Below are 21,030 nucleotides of genomic sequence, written 5' to 3'. Positions count from 1 at the left end.
ACGTTTATTCTCCCAGTTCTGTATCGGTAAAAAAGTAAGCTGGATAACCCAGCTTACTTTTTCCCGTTTTTATTTAAGGTAGATTTTCGATAAATCTTCAAAAATAACGACAGGCTTCAAGACTGCTTCTTCCAGACCGCCGTAGTTCTTGGAGACAGCTACAATAGTCTTAGTATTAGCAATTGGATAAATCGGTGCATCGTCAGCAATGATCTCTTGGATCTTCTTATAGATCTCACCACGTTTAGTCACATCTGCTTCTCCTGCACCTTCATTGAACAACTTATCGACTTCAGCATTATTATAATGCGAGTAGTTAGAGTCAGCAGTAGAAGTATACAAAATTCTGTAAGCATCAGGATCGTAACCCATAATATAACCTGCAATCGCAAGTTCAAAATCTGTTGAATTCATATCACTGAACTTCTGACCATATGCCGAGGCATCCATATTTTGCAGTTCAACTTCAGCGCCAATGGCCTTTAGCTTTTGCTGCACGTATAGTGAAATGGCTTCCTGAGCTTTATTACCGCTCGATACAATCAATCTCAATTTCAGATCGCTAACCCCTGCCGATTGCAGAAGCTCTTTCGCTTTTTCCACATCATTATCGAAAGAAGGTACGTCATTAGTATAGAACAATGCATCCGGAGTCAAGAATGACTTCGCCGGGTCAGCATACTCGCTAGAGGAATAAGCAGCCTGAATGATTTCATCACGGCTTAGTGCTAGAGACAAGGCTTGACGAACTTCTTTTTTAGCAAGAGCACCTCTATCGCTGTTCGCGTTGAACAACAGGTACGACAATCGGCCTTCACTATAAGGAAGAATTTCGAAATTGTTCGAAGCTTCAATCGTTCCAACATCCTGTGGATCTAGATATTTAATGTTGATCTCACCACTCTGAAGTGCGAGATTCGCAGCATTCGTATCTTTAGCAATCCGGTACGTAACAGAATCAAGATGTGGTTTGCCACCAAAGTAGTTATCAAATCTTTCTAATGTAACATATTCGCCCGCTTTATATTCTTTAAATTTAAATGGTCCAGATCCAACAGGATTAGCATTCTTGGTGCTTTTCTCTAGATCCGTCTCATTTTCAAAAATATGCTTTGGAATCGGAAATACTTGCACTAGTGTAGCTTCAAAAGCTGGGCTGACCTGCGGAAGCTTGAACTCTACGGTCAGATCATCCACCTTAACGGCCTTAACGGGTTTATCACCGATGAATAAGTTCGCTCTCAACATGCTGTTTTGCTTCTCATCGAGGATGCTATCAATCGTGAACACGACATCGTCAGCAGTAAGCTTTTCTCCGTCATGCCATGTCAGTCCGCTTTTCAGCTTCAACGTATAAGTCAGGTTATCTTCTGAAAGGGTCAGGCTGTCTGCCAAGTAGAAGGTCTTCTTACCATCATTTACTTGGAACAGTGGAGCATAGAGCGCTTGGTCAATCGTAAGACTGACACGGTCACCCGCGTAGTTCGGATTTAGAATAACAGGATCAGCAGCGACTCCAATAATCAAGTTGCCTCCATCTTTTATCTCAGTGCTTGCTGTCGTTCCATCATTAGTAGCAGGTGTCTGATTTTTATTTGTAGAAGTGGCGGTGTTCCCTCCGGAGCACGCACTAATCAAAAATGTTAACAAAATCAAAGTAATAACTCCAGATAATCCTTTACGCATAAGTTTCTCCCCCGTATTCTATGTTCTGCGTTGCTTGTGTTTTTTATATTGTATATCGGAATACTAGGAATTACAATGGATAGCATTTCACATTAATGTAATATTGAGGGAATCGATTGATGGTTTATCCATAGCGCTCATCCTTTGCTGTTCATATTGTCATCTAATTATTCGGTTATTGTACAGCAGATCGTTACGAATTAATACATCTAATACTCATTTACTTTACAGAACTTTGAAAAATAAGGATTATTGCCGCTCTCCTGTAAATATATTGAGAACATAAGGATCATCCAAGGAAAGAGGGGCGTTCCCCAAGGAGGCGGCAATGACGGAAAACAAGGTTCGCGTATTGATTGGCAGTCCAATCCACCAGAAGCCTATGGTTTTAAAAGAATTTCTGAATTCCCTGCTTCGTCTGAATATTGCCGATATTGAGCTGGATTTCCATCTAGTTGATGATAATGATGATGAGGAGTCAAGTCGGCTGCTCCAGGAATTCCAAAGCATGGGTGATCATATTTATCTTCAGAGCTCCGGCTTTCACGATGCGTATATTCGCAATGATACTACCCACTTTTGGAATACCAACTTAGTCTGGAAAGTAGCCAATTTTAAAAATCTCATGATCAACCGCGCCCAAACCTTGAACTATGATTATTTATTCCTTATAGACTCTGATCTCATCCTCCATCCTGATACCCTCAGACATCTAATAGGTACGAACAAGGATATTATTTCAGAGGTGTTCTGGACACAGTGGCAGCCAGAGACTATGTTTCAGCCGCAGGTATGGATGCACGACGAATACAATCAGTGGGAGCTACTGCCCGGTGAAAAACTGCAACCAGAGGAGATTAATCGCAGATTTCATGAATTCATAGCAAAGATGCGGATTCCCGGAATCTATGAGGTAGGCGGACTCGGGGCTTGTACATTGATTAGTCAGCATGCGATAAAAGCTGGAGTCAGCTATAATCAAATTCGCAACATTTCATACTGGGGAGAAGACCGTCATTTCTGCATTCGTGCCGCTGCCCTTGGCATCCCCTTGTTCGTCGATACCCATTATCCGGCGCTACACTTGTATAGAGACAGTGATTTGAGTAAAGTAGAGGATTTTATCAAAGAAACTACGGAGACCAAAGCTGAAGCCACTGATACTGAGAACAGTTCATCTACGGACGAATTACCTGCATCAGTAATGCCGACACCCACCACAGACAACCCAGACAACGAAAGCTCCAAGGAGACAGTCCCCCCAGCCAGAAAGCGGCCCAAGCTAACCCTCACCATGGTTGTGAAAAATGAAAGTGGACGCTTTCTGCGGCAGGTTCTGGAAGAGCATCGCAAATACATCGACGAGGCCGTCATTATCGATGATGGCAGCACCGATAATTCAGCAGCTATCTGCCTGGAGGTGCTTGAAGGCATTCCCGTTCATCTCGTGCACAATACCATATCCAAATTCAGCAATGAAATCGAGCTGCGAAAGCAGCAATGGGAAGAGGTTCTGAAGACGAAGCCCGAGTGGATTCTAAGTCTGGACGCAGACGAAATCTTTGAAGCGAGCTTCGCGGTAAATATCGAACCCCTGCTGTACGCTGACGAGGTCGATTTATTCTGTTTCCGTCTCTATGATTTATGGAACGCCACCCATTACAGAGAAGATATTTACTGGCGCTCTCATTTGAATTACCGTCCTTTTTTGCTTCGTTATAAAGAAGACTTCAACTATGTATGGAATGAATCTCCACAGCATTGTGGGCGATTCCCGGAGAATGTCTTCGAGCTTCCCCACCAGCTAAGCAACTTGCGACTCAAGCATCTAGGCTGGTCGAAGGCAGAATTCCGCTTAGAAAAATATCTGCGTTACATGCTCCTTGATCCCGATGGCCAATACGGCTGGAAGGAGCAATACCTGTCCATTCTGGATGAACACCCTCATTTAATACCTTGGGTGGAATGAGGGTAATCATAAAAAGGACGTCCACAAAACCTTAGTGGCTTTGTGGACGCCTTTTATTTTTACATAGTATCAACATCTGGCTTTATAATGCTCACCGTCAGGCCGCCGCCGGATTCGTCTACTTGAATCACCGTACCTTCTGCGGCTTCTCCAGCAATGATCGCACGTGCCACACGGGTCTCCAGACTTCGCTGGATGAAGCGTTTCAGCGGTCTCGCCCCATACACTGGATCAAAACCTTCCTTAGCGATAAAACGTACCGCGGGCTCAGTTAACTCAAGACCAATCTCCCGGTCAGCAAGACGTAAACGTAATCCGTCCACCAGTTTGTCCACGATTTTCTCAATCTCGCCCAGGGTCAACGGCTTGAACATCACAATATCGTCAACCCGGTTCAGGAACTCTGGTCGGAAATGACCAGTTAGTTCCTTCATTACGCTATCCTTGGCAGCCTCCGTAAGCTGACCCTTCTCATCGGTGCCTTGAATCAGATGTGGTGAACCGATATTTGAGGTCATGATAATGATCGTGTTCTTGAAGTCGACCATCCGGCCCTGCGAATCGGTCAGACGTCCATCATCAAGCAGCTGCAGTAGAATATTAAATACATCGGGATGCGCCTTCTCCACTTCATCGAGCAGCACTACTGTGTAAGGCTGACGCCGTACAGCTTCTGTAAGTTGGCCGCCCTCCTCATATCCAACGTATCCCGGAGGTGCACCGACTAGGCGAGAAACACTGTGCTTCTCCATATACTCCGACATATCGATACGGATCATGCCATCTTCGCGATCAAAGAGAGAGACCGCGAGTGATTTAGCCAGCTCCGTCTTCCCTACCCCAGTCGGACCGAGGAACAGGAAGGAACCGATCGGCCGATTCGGATCTTTGATCCCGGCTCTTGCCCGAAGCACGGCATCGGCCACCAAGCTGACAGCTTCATCTTGGCCCACAACTCGTTCATGCAGCGTTTCTTCCAGACGCAGCAGCTTATCCCGTTCGCCTTCAACCAGTCGGCTAACCGGCACACCCGTCCAGCGCGATACAATATCTGCGATTTCCTCCTCAGTTACAGCTTCACGCAATAATCTTGTATCCTGATCCTGCTGTGCCGCTTCTTCCGCTGCTTTCAATTGCCGCTCCAGATCAGGAATGATGCCGTAGCTCAATTCGGCTGATTTATTAAGATCGTATTCCTCCTGTGCATCGACCAAATCCTTGCGGGCTTGCTCCAGCCGTTTTTTGAGGTCGCGGATGCCTTGAATCGCTGACTTTTCCTTCTCCCAACGTGCGGTCATCCCAAGCTGCTTCTCCTTGAGATCGGCGAGTTCACGTTGTAAGATTTCCAAACGGCGTTTGCTGGCGTCATCCGTTTCTTTTTTTAGCGCTGCTTCCTCAATCTCCATCTGCATCAGACGGCGGGTCACTTCATCCATCTCACCCGGCATGGAATCAATCTCCGTACGGATCATGGCACAGGCTTCATCCACTAAGTCGATCGCTTTATCCGGCAAGAAACGATCCGTAATGTAGCGGTTAGACAGAACGCCTGCAGCGACGAGGGCGCTGTCATGGATTTTGACTCCATGATGGACTTCGAACCGTTCCTTCAGACCGCGTAGAATGGAGATCGTATCCTCTACATCCGGCTCGCTGACCAGCACCTGTTGGAAACGGCGCTCCAGCGCAGGGTCCTTCTCAATATACTTGCGATATTCATCGAGCGTTGTGGCACCGATACAGTGCAGTTCGCCGCGAGCCAGCATCGGCTTCAGCATATTGCCCGCATCCATCGAGCCTTCGGTTTTACCTGCCCCTACAATCGTGTGCAGCTCATCAATAAAAAGAATAATACGGCCGTTACTTTCACGAACTTCCCTAAGTACCGCCTGCAAGCGTTCCTCGAATTCACCTCGGAACTTCGCGCCTGCTACAAGGGAACTCATATCCAGCGAGAAAACCGTCTTGTCCTTCAGCCCCTCTGGTACGTCTTTGCGTACAATCCGGTGAGCCAAGCCTTCCACAATCGCTGTTTTACCTACACCTGGCTCACCGATCAGCACAGGGTTATTCTTCGTTTTACGGGACAGAATTCGGATCACACGACGTATCTCAGCGTCACGTCCGATGACTGGATCGATCTTACCCGCGCGAACCTCTGCTACAAGATCACGTCCGTATTTCTCCAGCACCTCATAAGTAGCCTCCGGCTCCCGACTCGTTACACGCTGATGCCCACGAATCTCAGCAAGTATAGACATCAGCTTCTCGCGTGTTAATCCACGACTGACAAAAAGATCACGCAGCTCACGATTATCCCTGCTCGAATCCGACACCATGGCCAGCACGGCATGCTCCACCGAAACAAACTCGTCTTGCATCTTCGCCGCTTCTTTCTCCGCCTGTTCCAGCAGATGGATCAGCGATTGCGAGGCATAACGCCGTACTGTGCTTGCTCCTGATCCGCTTATGCTCGGCTTGCGCCCAAGCAGTTCATCCGTGCTGCGCAGCAGCTCAGCTACGGGGACGTTCATCTTTTGCAGCAATCTTGGCAGCAAGCCTTCTTGCTGCTGGAGTAACGCTTTTAACAGATGGAGATTATCGATCTCCTGATGTCCGCTTTCTGAAGCCAGCGACTGCGCCGCAGCCACTGCTTCCTGCAGCTTTTGAGTAAGTTTATTGAAATCCATAGCTCTCTCACCTTTCTATTTAGGAATGTTATATAGGATCGGCTGTTTTGGCCGGGATAGATTAATTTAGCGGGATTAATACAGTTCATTTCGGGTGATCGGCCACATTTGGCGTAATCTACGGGATTAATACCGCACATTTGGACGGATGGGCCGCATTTGGCGCTATCTACGGGATTAATACCGTACATTTGGACGGATGGGCCGCATTTGGCGCTATCTGCGGGATTAATACCGTTCATTTGGACGGATGGGCCGTATTCGACTCATTCTGGGGTATTTTTACCCCTCTTTTCGCTAATCGAGCCGAATTCGGCGCATTCTGGGGTATTTTTACCCCTCTTTTCGCTCACAGAGCCAAATTCGGCACGATCTGGGGTATTTTCACCCCTCATTTCGCTCATCGAGCTCAATCCGGCGCATTCTGGGGTATTTTTACTCCTCTTTTCGCTCATCAAGCCCAATACGGCGCAGTCTGGGGTATTTTTACCCCTCTTTTCGCTCACCGAGCCAAATTCGGCACGATCTGGGGTATTTTCACCCCTCATTTCGCTCATCGAGCTCAATCCGGCGCATTCTGGGGTACTTTTACCCCTCTTTTCGCTCATCGAGCCGAAATCCACGCATTCTGGGGTATTTTCACCCCTCTTTTCACTCATCGAGCCGAATTCGGCATCTTTAGAACACTTTTACCCTTCCTTTTCCCGATACTTCTTACAGGTCTCTTCTATAGTTAGTTTCTAATTAAGTTACTTTTCTACTACTAGCACTCTATTCACCATATTCACCAGCCAAAATCGATCACGAACATACAAAGTTACCTCTACCTACCTATTTAATTACCCACTTTTGCCTTCGGGCGCTGCGCACTAGCGCTTTGACGTTTAGCTCTAGCCTCGAAATGGCTGGATTCAGCCAGTTTACGGTACAAATTCTTCTCCGCTTCGCTGGTTGGCTCAGGGACAACAATCTCAATACCAAATAAAATATCACCGTTCGCACCATTCTCACGCTTCAAACCTTTGCCTGGGATGCGCAGCGTTTTACCACTTTGAATTCCTGCAGGAATCTTCAATTTCACAGCACCGCCACCCGGTAATGGAACCTTCACCTCACCACCCAATACCGCTTGCCATGGAGCAACTTCAACTACACCGTATAAATCGCCAGCTTGAAGCTCGTATATATCATGAGGAAGAATATGAAGTGCCAGCAGTATATCGCCACCCGGAGCTATGCCACTCTGAGTGGTTCCTGCGATTTTTAAAATCGTGCCTTCACTAGATTCCGGCGGAACTTGAACGTCCACAGTTTTATCACCGATCTGCACTCTTACAGTTGCTCCCTTATAGGCCTGCTCCAATGTAATATCCAGCTGCGCCTGCGTCGTACTGCGCGCCTCACCCCATGGATTGCCGTTCGCACGCCCACTACTACTACTACTAGAAAAGAAATCAAAGCCAGCGCGATCCGCCGATCCCCGATTCCCAAAAAACATTCCGAACAAATCTTCCTCCGAAATGCCAGAACCTCCTGCAGAATAAGTCCCACCGTTCCAGTTTCCACCAAAGTTTGAATCCCACGAAGAGGCCCCGCTCGACGCACCTCCACCAGCTCTACCACGCTGAGCCCCATAAAGCAGCTCCTCATCGTAAAGCTTGCGTTTCTCCTCATTGCCCAGCACTTCATAGGCTTCAGCCGCTTCTTTGAATTTCGCCTCTGCCTCAGAGGCTTTATTCACATCGGGATGCCACTTCTTGGCCAGCTTTTGATAAGCCTTTTTAATTTCCTGTTTAGTTGCTGTTTTGCTCACGCCCAAAGCATCATAATAGCTTTTGTTAGCCACTCTAATTCCTCCTTTCAACGCTTTATTAAATACAACTCATCGTACGATTCCGAGAAAAAACGCACCATAGCCGGAATCCTCCACTACAATGCGCCTTTTATTCATAACACTATATTAAAAGCTCGCTGCCTATCTCTAAGATGCTGAGCGGAAACTATTACCGCCTAAATTATGCTTATTCAGACTGCGAAACGCTAGAATCTCCGTCTTGAATCTCAATGCGTTTCCCTTGTGGTTTTTGCTGTTTTGGAACTTCCAACTTCAGTAATCCGTCTTTCAAAGACGCGCGAATCTCTTCCACTGCAATATCCTGAACATAGAATCTGCGAACATATTCACCATATCGACGTTCTCTACGTACAATTTGATGATCCTTGTTCTCCTCCGCATTCTCTTCCTTCCGCACCGCTTTAATCGTCAAGTAAGGGCTGGTATAATCAATGTCGATTTCTTCTTTTTTAAAGCCAGGAAGTTCAGCTTCAATCAGGTAAGCCTGCTCACTCTCGCGAATATCCGTTCTGAAGGACATCGTGGAGCTCTTGATCGGTGCAAAAAAATCATCATTTAAAACATCATTCAAAGACTTAGCCAGCATACCAAAAGCATCATCTCTACGTTTACCAAAAGGAACCAAATCAAACATTATCCATTCTCCTCTCATTGACTTTGACTTTATTTGACCTATGACCTTATTATAGTCCCCTATCAGAGGAATAACAAAACCGATTTAAGCGAATTTCCGGTCAAATTCAGGCAAATCAGCTGATTTAATGCTACAAATTTTAATATTTTTAATGTTTTGACCTTTTTTGACCTTTGTTTGATCTATACTTCAAAATTCAGCACGATTAGTATATGTTTAGGCCCCACGTTCCATACAAGCCAGCAATTTCGATTTCATTACAACGCCAAAACATCCTACTCAAAAAGAAATGATATAATGAAGGTCAAATAACGACCATTTTTCTTACGGGAGACCAATTGTATGCAACCAACCTATACTATGGATGATACGCAGTGGAGTAAGCTCATCCAGAATGTCGCCTATTATTTCGATGACCTCACCCTCAAACGAGGGTTCCAATATTATAAGCAAAGCCGTATTCGTTCGTTCACTATGACGGAGCCATCTAAGATCAATGCCCTTGTTGAAGGTAGAGAGGATTACCGCGTTACTATTGATCTGGACAGCTTCACTCGGTGCCATTGCAACTGCCCTGTTTCAGGTCATTGCAAGCATATGGCCGCTGTGCTGCTCAGTTTTGCTGAACAACAGAATAGGTCTGTACAAGTTCTAGCTAACGCCAAAGCCGCATCTTTTCTCCCAAAAACATCAAGTAGTTCACCTGTCGGAACCGATGGAAAGCACCAGCAGCAGCTAAAAGAACATGCCAGCCGGATCGCTGACGGAGGCATCACGGAGTGGCGCGAGTATTTTGCGTTCTGCATCACGCCTCTGGCACATACCACTCGGAATCCTGAATATGTGGATCGAGCATTATCTTCCATTACTAAATTTAAGCCGAAGTTATCACCGGAAATGGACAAGCTATTTACCCTGCATGCCCATCTTTTTCTTCTAGAAAAGCTGGCTAAGCCTTCCGCCAATCTACCCGGTCAGGTCGCCTTCACCTCATCACTCGGCTATTACACGCAAATAGCGGTCTCTGAGCTACAGGAAGCAATCACACGTCTGTTAAAAAGCACACTCCCGCTGTCTCCCGAGCAAGAGCAGGAATACGATCTTTGGCCGCATATCGTCGAGACCCTCTCCTACTTGCGACGTGAGATGTTGACGGAGTCGCGCGATCGCTTGCGTGATCAGCCCTCTTTTTCACTGTGCTATGACCTGCTGTGGAGAAACTGGATTTATCCGAATACAGGTGGAACTAAGCTTTATCTGGATGAAATCAAACAGCTTCAGCAGGCAGAAAGTGAATTAGGCGCTTCCCTGTCACGCCATGCGTGGCTGTTAGCCCAGAGCCGCATGTATTTTTATCTGAAGGATGACCCAAAGGCATGGGAATTACTGAATAAGGCTGCAGAGCGCCCAGGTCTCCATCCTGATGAGCTTATGAGCTTCACCTCCCCGCTTCTGGATGCAGGTGAATGGTCACGCTTGGTGGGCTGGCTTGCTCAGATCGGTCCACTGCTGAGCAGCAGACTCTATAATCTGAATAACTATTCGAACAGATGGGAAGAGGCCGTTCGCCATCTTCCTGAAGCTGAGCCGCAAATGTGGAATACATTAGCCACCATGTTACCTATCTCTGGAGAAGTATACGAAGAGAAGTTAATTATCTATGAAAAATGGCAGATATGGATGGATTATCAACTGTCCATCGGTAAGCTGCCTTCCGAATTTCGTGTTACAGACCTCCAGCCTATGGAGAAAAACGCACCTGAAGTTCTGCTCCCCTTCTACCATCAGGCCGTCGAAAGATTTGTGCTGGATAAGAATAGACATAGCTACAAGGCGGCTGTGAAACTATTGAAGCGATTATCCAAGCTGTATAAAAAAATGAAACAAGAAGAACGGTGGGAAGAGTTCCTCATTGCCTTCACCACAAAGCACAGCAGACTCCGTGCGCTGCAAGAGGAGCTTCGGAAAGGAAAGCTAATACCATGAACATGCATTTGCGCACGCTGACCATCCGGCTTGCATTAAGCCAGTATGGCGACGCTTTAATATACGGAATGAATGAAAGAGAAGATCTCTTGCCCGGTTTGCAGCTTAAACAGCGGTTATTCGCCTGGCATGAGGCGTCTTTTTATGGAACGGAGTTAACGGTTCAACCAGCTGGCGAAGGTGTAGAGCTAGTGATTCTACCTGCAGAGCAGGTCATCCCTTTCTTTACAGAGCAGAAGCTGCTGGCGCATATCGAATGGAACTGGGAGGGCGATGCGGCTCACCTGACTGAACTGGCGCCACTTCTGACTATATGTCTGGAGAACAAACAGTATATTCCAGATATCTCCGCTTATCGCGCTGGGAGGTTGCAATGGACCTGGGATGAGGGCGCTTTTGCGCAGGTGGCAGTGGAGAATGACACTGCCAAAGGGGCTCTTGAGGCGCTAAATGGCGGCAGCGAATTTAGCCGTGGGTTACGCGCGGCGTTCTCCGCCGCCGTATCGCAGAGGTATTACAGCACGGAGGCCGAAGCAGGCGACCTCCGGAGCGAGTACCCGCTTCTATTCGATAGAAGCGGGGCCCTTGCAGCGGGCATGGATACCGCTGCATGGCTTATCGCCATTGGCTGGAAGGCGGATACCGCGCCTTTCCGGCCTGCACTTCAGCTGCTGGAGCCGGAAGGGGATGAATCCCCTTGGCGGCTGCAGCTGATCCTTCAGGACAAGCGCGATGAATCCGCGCTTGTTCCCATCAGGCTCGCCGATGATGGCGAGCCGCACGGCTTGTGGCCGACAGCATGGTCGGCCCACGTGCACGAACGCGCCGCGGGATGGCTGGAGCGCCTCCGCGGCAGTCTGCCGCCCGAGCGCTTCGCGGCGGGCGGCGACGTGCTGGCCGAACCGCTCAGCGATGCCATCGCTTGGCGGTTCTTAACCGCCGAGAGCCAGCGGCTGCTGGAAGCAGGCTGGCAAGTGCTGCTGCCGGCGTGGTGGGAAGCCGCCAGCCGGAAAAAACCGCGCCTCCGCGCCAAGATCAGCTCCGGCGAGGACAAACGCAGCGGCGGCGAGTCGCTGTTCGGTCTCGATTCGATCATCGATTTCGATTGGCGAATCTCCATCGGCGACGTCGACCTCACCGAAGCTGAATTTGCCGAGCTGGTCGCAAGAGGAGAACGACTCGTCCGCTTCAAAGGCAAATGGGTCTCGCTCGATCCCGCGCTGCTGGCGCAAATCCAAAGAGCCATGGCTGGTATGGACAAGTCGCAAGGCTTGTCTTTCCAAGATGTGCTTCAGCTTCATTTGCTGCAAGCGAGTGAGGAAGCTGATGCTGAGGCTACAGAAGAGCAGCTTCAAGAGGATGCTGCGCGCCTGCGGCTCGAGGTAGAGCTAAACGAGCATTTGATCAGCCTCATTGGTCAGCTCGGCCAGCGCTCACAGTGGCCGAAGCCTCCAGTGCCCGCAGGACTCCAGGCAGAGCTACGCACCTATCAGCATGAAGGATATGCTTGGCTGACTTTCCTGCGTCAATTCGGTTTGGGGGCTTGTCTAGCCGATGATATGGGGCTTGGCAAGACCGTCCAACTCATCGCATATTTACTTCATATCAAAGAAAATACCGATCCTAGCTCATCCCGTCGCCAGACCGACCCTCCGGGTTGGCCTGCTCTGATCATCTGCCCTACCTCCGTGCTGGGCAACTGGCAGAAGGAATTGCAGCGCTTCGCGCCTTCTTTGAATGTGATGCTGCACTACGGAAGTCGCCGTTTGGACGCAGGATTCTTCTATGGCGCTGCTTCGCAAGCTGACGTGGTACTCACCTCTTATGCGACTGCAGCGCTTGATCAGGAGTTGCTGAAGGAATTCACTTGGGCGGCGATTTGTCTGGACGAAGCACAGAACATCAAAAATGCTCAAACGAAGCAGTCGGTAGCTGTGCGCAGCTTCCCGGCTTTACACCGGATTGCGCTGACAGGAACACCTATAGAGAACAGATTATCCGAGCTGTGGTCCATTTATGATTTTATAACCCCAGGTTATCTGGGCAGCGCCAAAGCCTTTAACGACCGATTCAGTAATGCCATTGAGAAGGAACGCGATGAGAAGCGTACAGCGGACTTACAGAATCTCGTGAAGCCGTTCATGCTACGCCGTAAGAAAAAGGATCCTAACATTCAGCTCGATCTTCCAGATAAAAACGAGATGAAGACCTATGTCCATCTGACAGCTGAACAAGCTGCGCTCTATGACCAGACCGTAAACGGACTGCTCGACCGTATGCAGAAGTTGGAAGGTATTGAGCGTAAGGGCGCTATTCTTGGGGCTTTGACCGGACTTAAGCAGCTATGTGATCACCCGATGCTTGTAACTAAGGAGGCCCTCCCTGAAACGGATTCGGACAACAAACTGGATACCAGTCTACTCATTAACCGTTCCTCTAAACTTGAAAGACTGCTGGATATGGTTAAGGAGCTGCGTGCAGAGGATGAGCGCTGTCTCATCTTTACGCAATATGTCGGGATGGGAAAAATGCTTCAGGCTGTTCTACAGCAGGAGCTTGGGGAGCCTGTCCTTTATTTGAACGGAAGCACCTCCAAACAGGCGCGCGACCGAATGATTGAGCGATTCCAGACGCCTGCGCCTTCCGCGGACGAAGGGTCCAGACGTCCAGATGCACCACTGTCTGATCAGCCGAATGTATTCATCCTTTCTCTCAAAGCCGGAGGTGTCGGTCTGAACTTAACCGCAGCCAATCACGTATTTCACTTCGATCGCTGGTGGAATCCGGCCGTTGAGAATCAGGCGACAGACCGCGCCTATCGGATGGGCCAGACGCGTGATGTACAGGTGCATAAGTTCATCGCTCTCGGGACGCTCGAAGAAAAGATTGATGAGATGCTGGAGAGTAAGCAGCAGCTAAGCGATAATGTCATCTCCAGCTCCGAAGGCTGGATTACCGAGCTGTCTACTGAGGCTTTGAAAGACCTCTTTACATTACGGCGAGGCTTAACAGACTAATCTTAACGCTTGCAACGACCATCAAAAGGAACATTCGCATCTACGCGGATGTTCCTTTTTTCAATCACTAGAATTTATCTTCATTACTGGATTAAAGAACGCTCACCATTGCTCGGACATCTTAAAGGTGACTGCGAGATCATCATCACCTGAAAGTGAGTTAACCACCAGAGTAACCGGCTCATTCTGAAGCTCGTAAGAAAGTCGCTCGTTAAGCAAATTAACAGCCAAATTCGCATAAGCACCGGAGATTCCCGATCCTGTACCTTGCATAATCACCTTTCCACCCGTGACCGTAGTGCAGGTGTAATTCACCAGCAATGCCGTGTCCGTGACAGGAATATCCGTAGTTGGCGTTGGGAAATTTTCGAATGTCCCATCCAGAGTGCCACCTGCGACGACCATATATCGCACAGGTCTTTTGGATAGAATATCTAAAGCCGCCGGTCTAATCTCAGCCGCAAGACCTTGTGGAATAGTAAAGGTAGAACTCCTCATAAAGCTAATCGCCGCGAAGTCAGTCGATGTAACCGATACGTTATCACGGATTTCCGAGGTTATACGGCTTACTTGAAACACTTCCAGATTAACAGCTGTCCAGACACCGTTCACATCCACAAGAAAAACCTGAATCTTCAATTGTTCCTGTGAATACACAAAATTAAATTGGAATAAATTCTCTACAATAGTGTAGGTCTTGCTTGACGTTTCCCGATATTGCAGCTCAAATAATTCTTCAATAAAGACTGTCTGAGGACTTGCACTATTGGCTAAACCCGTTAAATAACAAGCCGCGCCAGCTGATCCATTGTTAACCACTTTGATCACAACTTGATCTATTGGACGAGTACCGTCGACAGGTAAATTAATGATGGTGTTTGTAGAGAGGACAGGCAATGTCTTCACACCTCCTATTCATATCAAATTATATATATATGGTATGCAATCATTTTTTAGAATTCTTGGATGATACTAAAATAGAGAAGTGCTTCACCGAGCATAAAATACAGATTTGCCACCAAATAAAGGATGTGGTAAACTCGACTTAACTTTTTATGAACGGAGGGTTACGTGTGATAGACTTTATCCGAGTTAGAACTTTGCGCGGCTAATTGAATAGCGCTAAAGCTCTGCCCATGTGCAGAGGACTCAGGATTGGTCTACCCATTTAACTCCATAGAAGCCAACAAACTAAAACGCCTTCGGCGTCCTTATAAGGACGGTAGCGTTTATGTGAGAATTATAAGGATAAAGTATATCGTGAAACTTATACTTTCTTATAATTTAAACCAACTGCTACTCGTAAGGGATTAATTTATCATTCCCCTATGACCGAGCCGTTGTTTGCTTCGATATATCTATGGAAGACCCTAATGTCGTAACGGAGATTTCTCCTTACACATTTGTTCTGACGTCCTCTAACGAACCGTAAGCACAGGCAGATGTCCTGTGTTTTTTTGCGTTTACTATTTACTATTGGAGGATGAATAAATATATGGAACAACTACGAGAAAAAGCTATTATAGTCGGTGTCCAGCTACAAAACGAAACAAACTTCGATTATTCGATGGAAGAACTCACTAATCTGGCAGCTGCCTGTGACCTAGAAGTTGTCGGAGAACTTAGTCAGAAGGCAAGCCGGATCAACCCTTCCCACTATATCGGCACAGGCAAAATCCAAGAATTATCTGCGCTCTTAGAAGCGCATGATGCTCCTATTGTTATTTTTAATGATGAGCTGTCTCCTTCACAGATTCGCAATTTGGAGTCTTCTCTAGGCCGTCAGGTCATTGACCGAACGATTCTGATCTTGAATATTTTCGCAGAAAGAGCGAAAACCAAAGAAGCACAGCTGCAAGTAGAAGTAGCCAAGCTGCAGTATATGCTGCCCCGCCTGACAGGTCTCCGAGAATCCCTCGGAAGACAAGGCGGTGGTGCTGGGCTGAAGAACAGAGGCGCTGGTGAAACGAAGCTGGAGCTGGATCGCAGAAGAATTGAAGAACGTATTTCAGCGTTACAAGTTGAGCTTCAACAGCAAGTAGCAAGGCGCCAAATTCAGCGGAAGCAGCGGCATAAGAATGAGGTTCCGGTCGTCTGTCTCGTCGGCTATACGAATACCGGCAAGTCCAGCTTAATGAATGTGATCGTGGAGACGTATCATCCAGGCTCTAATAAGCAAGTGTTCGCCAAGGATATGTTATTTGCTACGCTGGAGACATCCGTTCGGAGCATTGAGCTACCGGATCACAAAACCTTTTTGTTAACAGATACCGTCGGATTCGTCAGCCAGCTTCCCCATCATCTGGTCAAAGCCTTCCGCTCCACGCTCGAAGAGGTGACCGAAGCTGACTTATTGATTCACGTAGTCGACATTTCCGATCCGCAGCATCAGCAGCATATGGCCGTCACTGATGAGACTTTGAAAGCGCTCGGCGCGGACCAAATTCCAACGGTTTATGCCTACAACAAGGCTGACCTAACTGACTTGCCTTACCCTCACCTTGAGGGTGACAATGTCTATCTCTCTGCCAAACAAAATAGCGGGATAGCTGAACTTACAGATCTGATTCGCAGCCATGTGTTTACCGATTATGTACAGTGTGAAATTCTGATTCCATTTGATCGCGGCAATGTGGTCTCCTATTTCAACGAGCATGCCCATGTTCAATCCACTAGCTATGAAGAAACAGGCACACGGCTTGCGCTAGAATGTAGAAAATCTGATTTCGAGAAATTCCGCAACGACTTTGTTGAGCTTTAGGCTATTGGACATAGTAAATCCCGGACCTTATCGGAGGTCCGGAATTTTTTTCAGGAAGATAGCTCTTCTTAGCACTCTCTTAGCTGTTAAATCTTATAAATATAGCTTCTAGTCCCTATTCTTGAAAACACAGTGCACTCAGAGCCTCTATTTTCCGCCATGGGTAAGACAGAGCCTGTAGATAGTCGCTGTAAATAATTAAAATCAGGATGTATCGACTCATTCGTAAGAAAAGCTGAGGTATTGCTTCCGGGCGATCTTTCCTCATTAAGAGAGGCTATGATGACTTCTGCAGTGGTTATCCCAATGCCGTGGCCATAATACAGGTCTTCTTCAAGCTTAACAGCATTTTCACCCTGCCATTCTGGCTTGCTAGGCGCATGATCTGGATTCCTGAAATACACAATATCTCCCCGCAGCATCTGATCCTTATTATAGTTCGTAATTAAGCGCAGATTCTCGTCGTAGTTCCAATCCCATAAGAATAAATCCGTAAAATACCTATTAAAGGCTTCTTCACCTATAGCTTCAATTGTCGCCCTGTACATAACAATGACCATCGCTGTCGCGCATTCGAAGGCATATAAATGTCCGTTCTGAAAAATGTCTTTAATCCCCACCGAAGGTGCCACACCAGCGTTCAGCTGTAGTCCTCCAATATCTGTACGCGTCCAAAACTGCGGGTTGCAGCGCGACTCATCAAATGTTGCAAAATCCGCTCCACTGTTATTTAAAGCTTCCGCCGATTCCACGATGCTGTCTCTCATTTTCCGTTCAAAGTCAAGGGCATCGGGTGAACGAACTTCCTTCACCATGCTTAGTCCCTCCAATATTATAGGTTCTAAATATAGGTTATTGTACGTGTTCGCTGCCCAGTTGGTGCTTAATTCATTTTATTCCCCTGACTCAACAAACCACTGATTGAGCTGCCTGGTCTCTTCCGTCAAAATATCCAAATATATAGAAGTGCGGTATCCCGTATCCTTTAAGCTTTTTCCCGTAATCTCTGCTATGCGATTTAATCTGTACAGCAATGTGTTGGTATGAATATGTAAAAAAGCGGCGGATTCCTTCAAGTTTCCACTGAGTGATAAATAAACGGCAATCGTTTTTAGAAAATCACTTTTATGCTCGCGATCATGCTCTTTTAGCGGATACAGTAAAGGACTTTTACGGGTCCGACTACGTTTTTGCTCTATAATAGCCGGAACATACGCCCAAAATCCAATATCCTCATACAATAGTAACTCTCGGCCATGAAAAGGCAGCAGCTTCTTGATTTCCAGAATGGAACCCGCTTCCCAGTACGCAATGGCTGCCGACATATATTCAGTGTAATCCAGGCTACAGCCTGCAGCCAGCATACAGCTCTCACTCTTACGCATATCCTCGATAATCTTGTGCATGAACGAATACAGACCACCCGTCCCTTCCATGCGAAAGCTGAATGAAAACAATATAATTAACCGATTGTGCTCAGCAGTCAGAAATAATAATTTCAGCCCCGGATAGGAGGTCATAGTTTGCCGAAACCGAAGTACGAAGTGGTCTTTGATGACCTTGTCACTCTCAAACACGCTAATATAATATTTGTCCGGCAAAAGAATCGACCAAACTTCCGCGTCCTGCTTGATATTCGCTTCATTGTCATAATGGGAGGTGAGCAGCTTCCAGAAAAAATCCTCCTGCGTTTTCTCCTGCTTCGTCTTCCAACCCCGTTGCTTCAATATATAACGACCAACGATGGCCGCCGCTTTCTCTACAATATTCTCTGCGTATCCTTCAACTAGATTGCCTGCATCCACTACCCATATGTACCCGAGAATTTCCTTCTGATGTTTGATGCAAATAGCGAGTCGGGGGCCAAGACCTACCTCCATGACCGCAGGAATCCGAATCGGACGTGTAGCGCTCTCAAGCTGCTGCATAACCCCCTTCTTGCGCAAGCCAATAATGACAGCGTTAGGCACGCGCTTTCCAATAATGGTCGAAATTCTCGCGGAATCACTCTCAAATTGATGGGAGCTGTATCCGATCACATGGTGATTGCTGTCCTCAATCGTAACTTGGGATTGAAGAGATTCACTAATCGCATCCGCCAACGATTCCATACTATCGAAGAAACGATCAAACAATGGATCCTTTTCCGTCACTAGCCCCACCCCTGCCTGAAAAAATAGCCGAACCTTGTACTCTAGAGTGATTTTATTATAGTATGCGTGCTCCCAGCTGACTATAAGATAATGGGATGGGGGCGAGCTGGCGGGACCTTGAGATCGCCGGGTGGAGGAGTTACGAGGTTATAGAGTCGCGTGGGGGCGTATTTGCTGAGTACAGGTTACGCTGGTTGCGGAATGGCGGGGTTATGGAGTGGCGTGGGACGGAGTTGCAGGTTACGTTGATGCGGATTACGGGAAGCGAGGTGACGGAGTGGCGCGACAACACTTAAACCGCTACTTGAGAGAGCCCCCTTATAGTTTTTAGGGAATTCCTCCCTAAAATTCTGTGGTTAAGGCTTGGTTTACTACTAATTAGGGAAAAACTCCCTATAATTCCTCCAATTCAGGCACAATCGGGGATATTCTTCGTATTTATAGGGAGAAATTCCCTAAAAAATAGCGTTTTAAGCTATTTTCGCGTAATTTATAGGGAGGATTTCCCTAAAATTCATCTTCAACAAATCTCTCACCGTAACAAAAAACCAAATACTAACTAATCAAGCTGTAACTAGCCAAATCAGGCTACACATAGTTGAAACTTGCTAGTTTTGATCGAATTCAAACCAACTTCTACGTTGTCTATCCACCTTTAGCGTCGCGCTGGCAACATCAACAGTACCTAACCATACCAAATACAACTTAACTACTTCTAACAATACACCAACAAACATCCACCCGATTCAACGATCTTCATAACGCAGTCCTACAGCCTTTAACACCGAACTAGTAGATTTCTGCTGGATCTCCCCCACATCGAAAGGAGCCAAAAATATTACTCCCAGAAACAACAAACAGCAAACTCCCATAGCGGGAATTCGCTGTCTATTGTCCCTAAATATCACCACTCACTTGGAACGCATCTATTCATCTCAATTTAGCTCTATTTAGCTCATCGTGAACGTCTGCTCCATAGCTTGTTCTACCGTAAAATGTTTCTCGCCAAGCGCTTCAGCCACGGCTTGGCAGGTGATTTTACCGTTGGCGACATTTACGCCGCTTCTTAGGCCGGCATTATCCTGAATCGCCTTGATCACGCCTTTATTGGCAATTTGCAGGGCATATGGAACGGTGACATTGGTTAAAGCGATCGTCGAAGTTTTGGCCACAGCGCCCGGCATATTAGCAACAGAATAATGCAGCACGCCGTGCTTGATAAATACAGGATTATCATGTGTTGTCACTCTGTCGATCGTCTCTACGATACCACCTTGGTCAATGGCCACATCGACAATCACCGATCCCGGCTTCATGGTCTTGACCATTTCTTCTGTAACCAGCTTCGGTGCTTTCGCACCCGGAATCAACACCGCACCTACCAACAGGTCTGCCTCAGCTACCACTTTGGCAATATTATAAGGGTTAGAGATCAGCGTATTGATCTGTGCCCCAAAAATATCATCTAATTGACGCAATCTTTCAGCACTGAGGTCAACAATTGTAACATCAGCACCCAAACCGATAGCCATTTTTGCAGCGTTTGTACCTACTACTCCACCGCCGATAATGCTAACTTTGCCACGACTAACCCCGGGAACACCGGAGAGAAGAATCCCTTGTCCGCCATAGTTTTTTTGCAAGAACTGAGCGCCAAGCTGAACAGACATCCGGCCCGCTACTTCACTCATCGGTGTTAATAACGGCAAGGTACGTTCATGAACAACCGTCTCATACCCGATGGCAAAGACACCCTTGTCTTTGAGCGCAGCGGCCAGAGAAGGTTCAGGCGCAAGATGCAGATATGTGAACAAAATAAGGCCTGGACGGAAATAAGGGTACTCGCTTTCCAGCGGTTCTTTCACTTTCATCACCATTTCGGCAGAGCTCCAGACCGTAGCTGCGTCCTGAATTAGCTTCGCTCCGGCAGAAGCATACTCTTCGTTCGGAAATCCACTTCCCACACCAGCCCCAGCTTCCACCAGCACTTGATGTCCTTCTTTAATAAGGCTAACTACACCCGCAGGCGTTATGGCTACACGATTCTCATTATTTTTAATTTCTTTAGGCACTCCGATAATCATCATTCATCTCTCCCGTCTAATGTAGATCCCTTATGTAAAGAATGATAACATACGTTTAGTATTCCCAATTTGGTAAAAAATTAAAATATTATCTATCATCATTGTGTTTTTACACAAAGGATTCGACTTAAACCGCCCAGTAACTTTATGTCATTTGGTACCCAACACAACCCTAATCATTATCTCATAAAAAAA

The 21,030-nt window shown here is 47.1% G+C and carries 13 protein-coding genes; 5 read left to right on the top strand and 8 right to left on the bottom strand.

Translation table 11 applies throughout. The features are described 5' to 3' along the window. Positions 1-69: 69 nt before the first annotated feature. Positions 70-1,686, bottom strand: a complete 1,617-nt coding sequence (locus H70737_RS01390) for an ABC transporter substrate-binding protein (RefSeq protein WP_042184171.1) — start codon at positions 1,684-1,686, stop codon at positions 70-72. 328 nt (positions 1,687-2,014) lie between these two features. On the opposite strand from H70737_RS01390, the gene H70737_RS01385 reads away from it, so the two are divergent. Further along, the gene (locus H70737_RS01385) at positions 2,015-3,655 is read left to right on the top strand and encodes a glycosyltransferase family 2 protein (RefSeq protein ID WP_042184169.1); all 1,641 of its coding nucleotides are present in this window, start codon (positions 2,015-2,017) and stop codon (positions 3,653-3,655) included. 59 nt (positions 3,656-3,714) lie between these two features. Here H70737_RS01385 and clpB read toward each other — a convergent pair whose 3' ends face one another. Further along, positions 3,715-6,345: an ATP-dependent chaperone ClpB gene (gene clpB / locus H70737_RS01380; RefSeq protein ID WP_042184167.1), complete on the bottom strand. Its 2,631-nt coding sequence runs from the start codon at positions 6,343-6,345 to the stop codon at positions 3,715-3,717. 140 nt (positions 6,346-6,485) lie between these two features. On the opposite strand from clpB, the gene H70737_RS30930 reads away from it, so the two are divergent. Further along, positions 6,486-7,082 (top strand): hypothetical protein, encoded by a 597-nt coding sequence (locus H70737_RS30930; protein ID WP_042184165.1) that lies wholly within the window; start codon positions 6,486-6,488, stop codon positions 7,080-7,082. Between the two features lie 98 nt (positions 7,083-7,180). On the opposite strand, the gene H70737_RS01370 is transcribed toward H70737_RS30930, so the two are convergent. Both H70737_RS01370 and H70737_RS01365 read right to left on the bottom strand, forming a co-directional pair. Then, positions 7,181-8,191, bottom strand: coding sequence for a DnaJ C-terminal domain-containing protein (locus H70737_RS01370; protein ID WP_052404113.1), 1,011 nt, complete (start codon positions 8,189-8,191; stop codon positions 7,181-7,183). A 175-nt stretch (positions 8,192-8,366) separates the two neighbouring features. Further along, positions 8,367-8,834 carry an Hsp20/alpha crystallin family protein gene (locus tag H70737_RS01365; RefSeq protein WP_042184163.1) on the bottom strand — a complete coding sequence of 156 codons (468 nt, stop codon included), beginning with the start codon at positions 8,832-8,834 and terminating at the stop codon, positions 8,367-8,369. Between the two features lie 342 nt (positions 8,835-9,176). Between H70737_RS01365 and H70737_RS01360 the strand changes: the two genes are divergently transcribed. Both H70737_RS01360 and H70737_RS01355 read left to right on the top strand, forming a co-directional pair. After that, positions 9,177-10,820 carry an SWIM zinc finger family protein gene (locus tag H70737_RS01360; RefSeq protein ID WP_042184161.1) on the top strand — a complete coding sequence of 548 codons (1,644 nt, stop codon included), beginning with the start codon at positions 9,177-9,179 and terminating at the stop codon, positions 10,818-10,820. Next, positions 10,817-13,837 carry a DEAD/DEAH box helicase gene (locus H70737_RS01355; protein ID WP_042184159.1) on the top strand — a complete coding sequence of 1,007 codons (3,021 nt, stop codon included), beginning with the start codon at positions 10,817-10,819 and terminating at the stop codon, positions 13,835-13,837. The genes H70737_RS01360 and H70737_RS01355 overlap by 4 nt, the downstream gene beginning before the upstream one ends. A gap of 102 nt (positions 13,838-13,939) precedes the next feature. Here H70737_RS01355 and H70737_RS01350 read toward each other — a convergent pair whose 3' ends face one another. Beyond that, complete coding sequence (locus H70737_RS01350) at positions 13,940-14,743, bottom strand: hypothetical protein (RefSeq protein WP_156113035.1); 804 nt, start codon at positions 14,741-14,743, stop codon at positions 13,940-13,942. Positions 14,744-15,332: 589 nt separating this feature from the next. On the opposite strand from H70737_RS01350, the gene hflX reads away from it, so the two are divergent. Then, positions 15,333-16,598 (top strand): GTPase HflX, encoded by a 1,266-nt coding sequence (gene hflX / locus H70737_RS01345; RefSeq protein ID WP_042184155.1) that lies wholly within the window; start codon positions 15,333-15,335, stop codon positions 16,596-16,598. Positions 16,599-16,684: 86 nt separating this feature from the next. On the opposite strand, the gene H70737_RS01340 is transcribed toward hflX, so the two are convergent. The 3 genes from H70737_RS01340 to ald all read right to left on the bottom strand — a co-directional run bounded on the left by H70737_RS01340 (position 16,685) and on the right by ald (position 20,835). After that, the gene (locus tag H70737_RS01340) at positions 16,685-17,413 is read right to left on the bottom strand and encodes a hypothetical protein (RefSeq protein ID WP_042184153.1); all 729 of its coding nucleotides are present in this window, start codon (positions 17,411-17,413) and stop codon (positions 16,685-16,687) included. A 78-nt stretch (positions 17,414-17,491) separates the two neighbouring features. Then, positions 17,492-18,751, bottom strand: a complete 1,260-nt coding sequence (locus tag H70737_RS01335; RefSeq protein ID WP_052404112.1) for a PucR family transcriptional regulator — start codon at positions 18,749-18,751, stop codon at positions 17,492-17,494. A gap of 950 nt (positions 18,752-19,701) precedes the next feature. Further along, positions 19,702-20,835 (bottom strand): alanine dehydrogenase, encoded by a 1,134-nt coding sequence (ald, locus tag H70737_RS01325; protein WP_042184149.1) that lies wholly within the window; start codon positions 20,833-20,835, stop codon positions 19,702-19,704. Positions 20,836-21,030 lie beyond the last annotated feature (195 nt).

This window comes from Paenibacillus sp. FSL H7-0737, from assembly GCF_000758545.1.
In the GTDB taxonomy this organism is placed as follows: Bacteria; Bacillota; Bacilli; order Paenibacillales; family Paenibacillaceae; genus Paenibacillus_AQ.
This window is presented reverse-complemented; position numbering and strand designations above follow the sequence as displayed.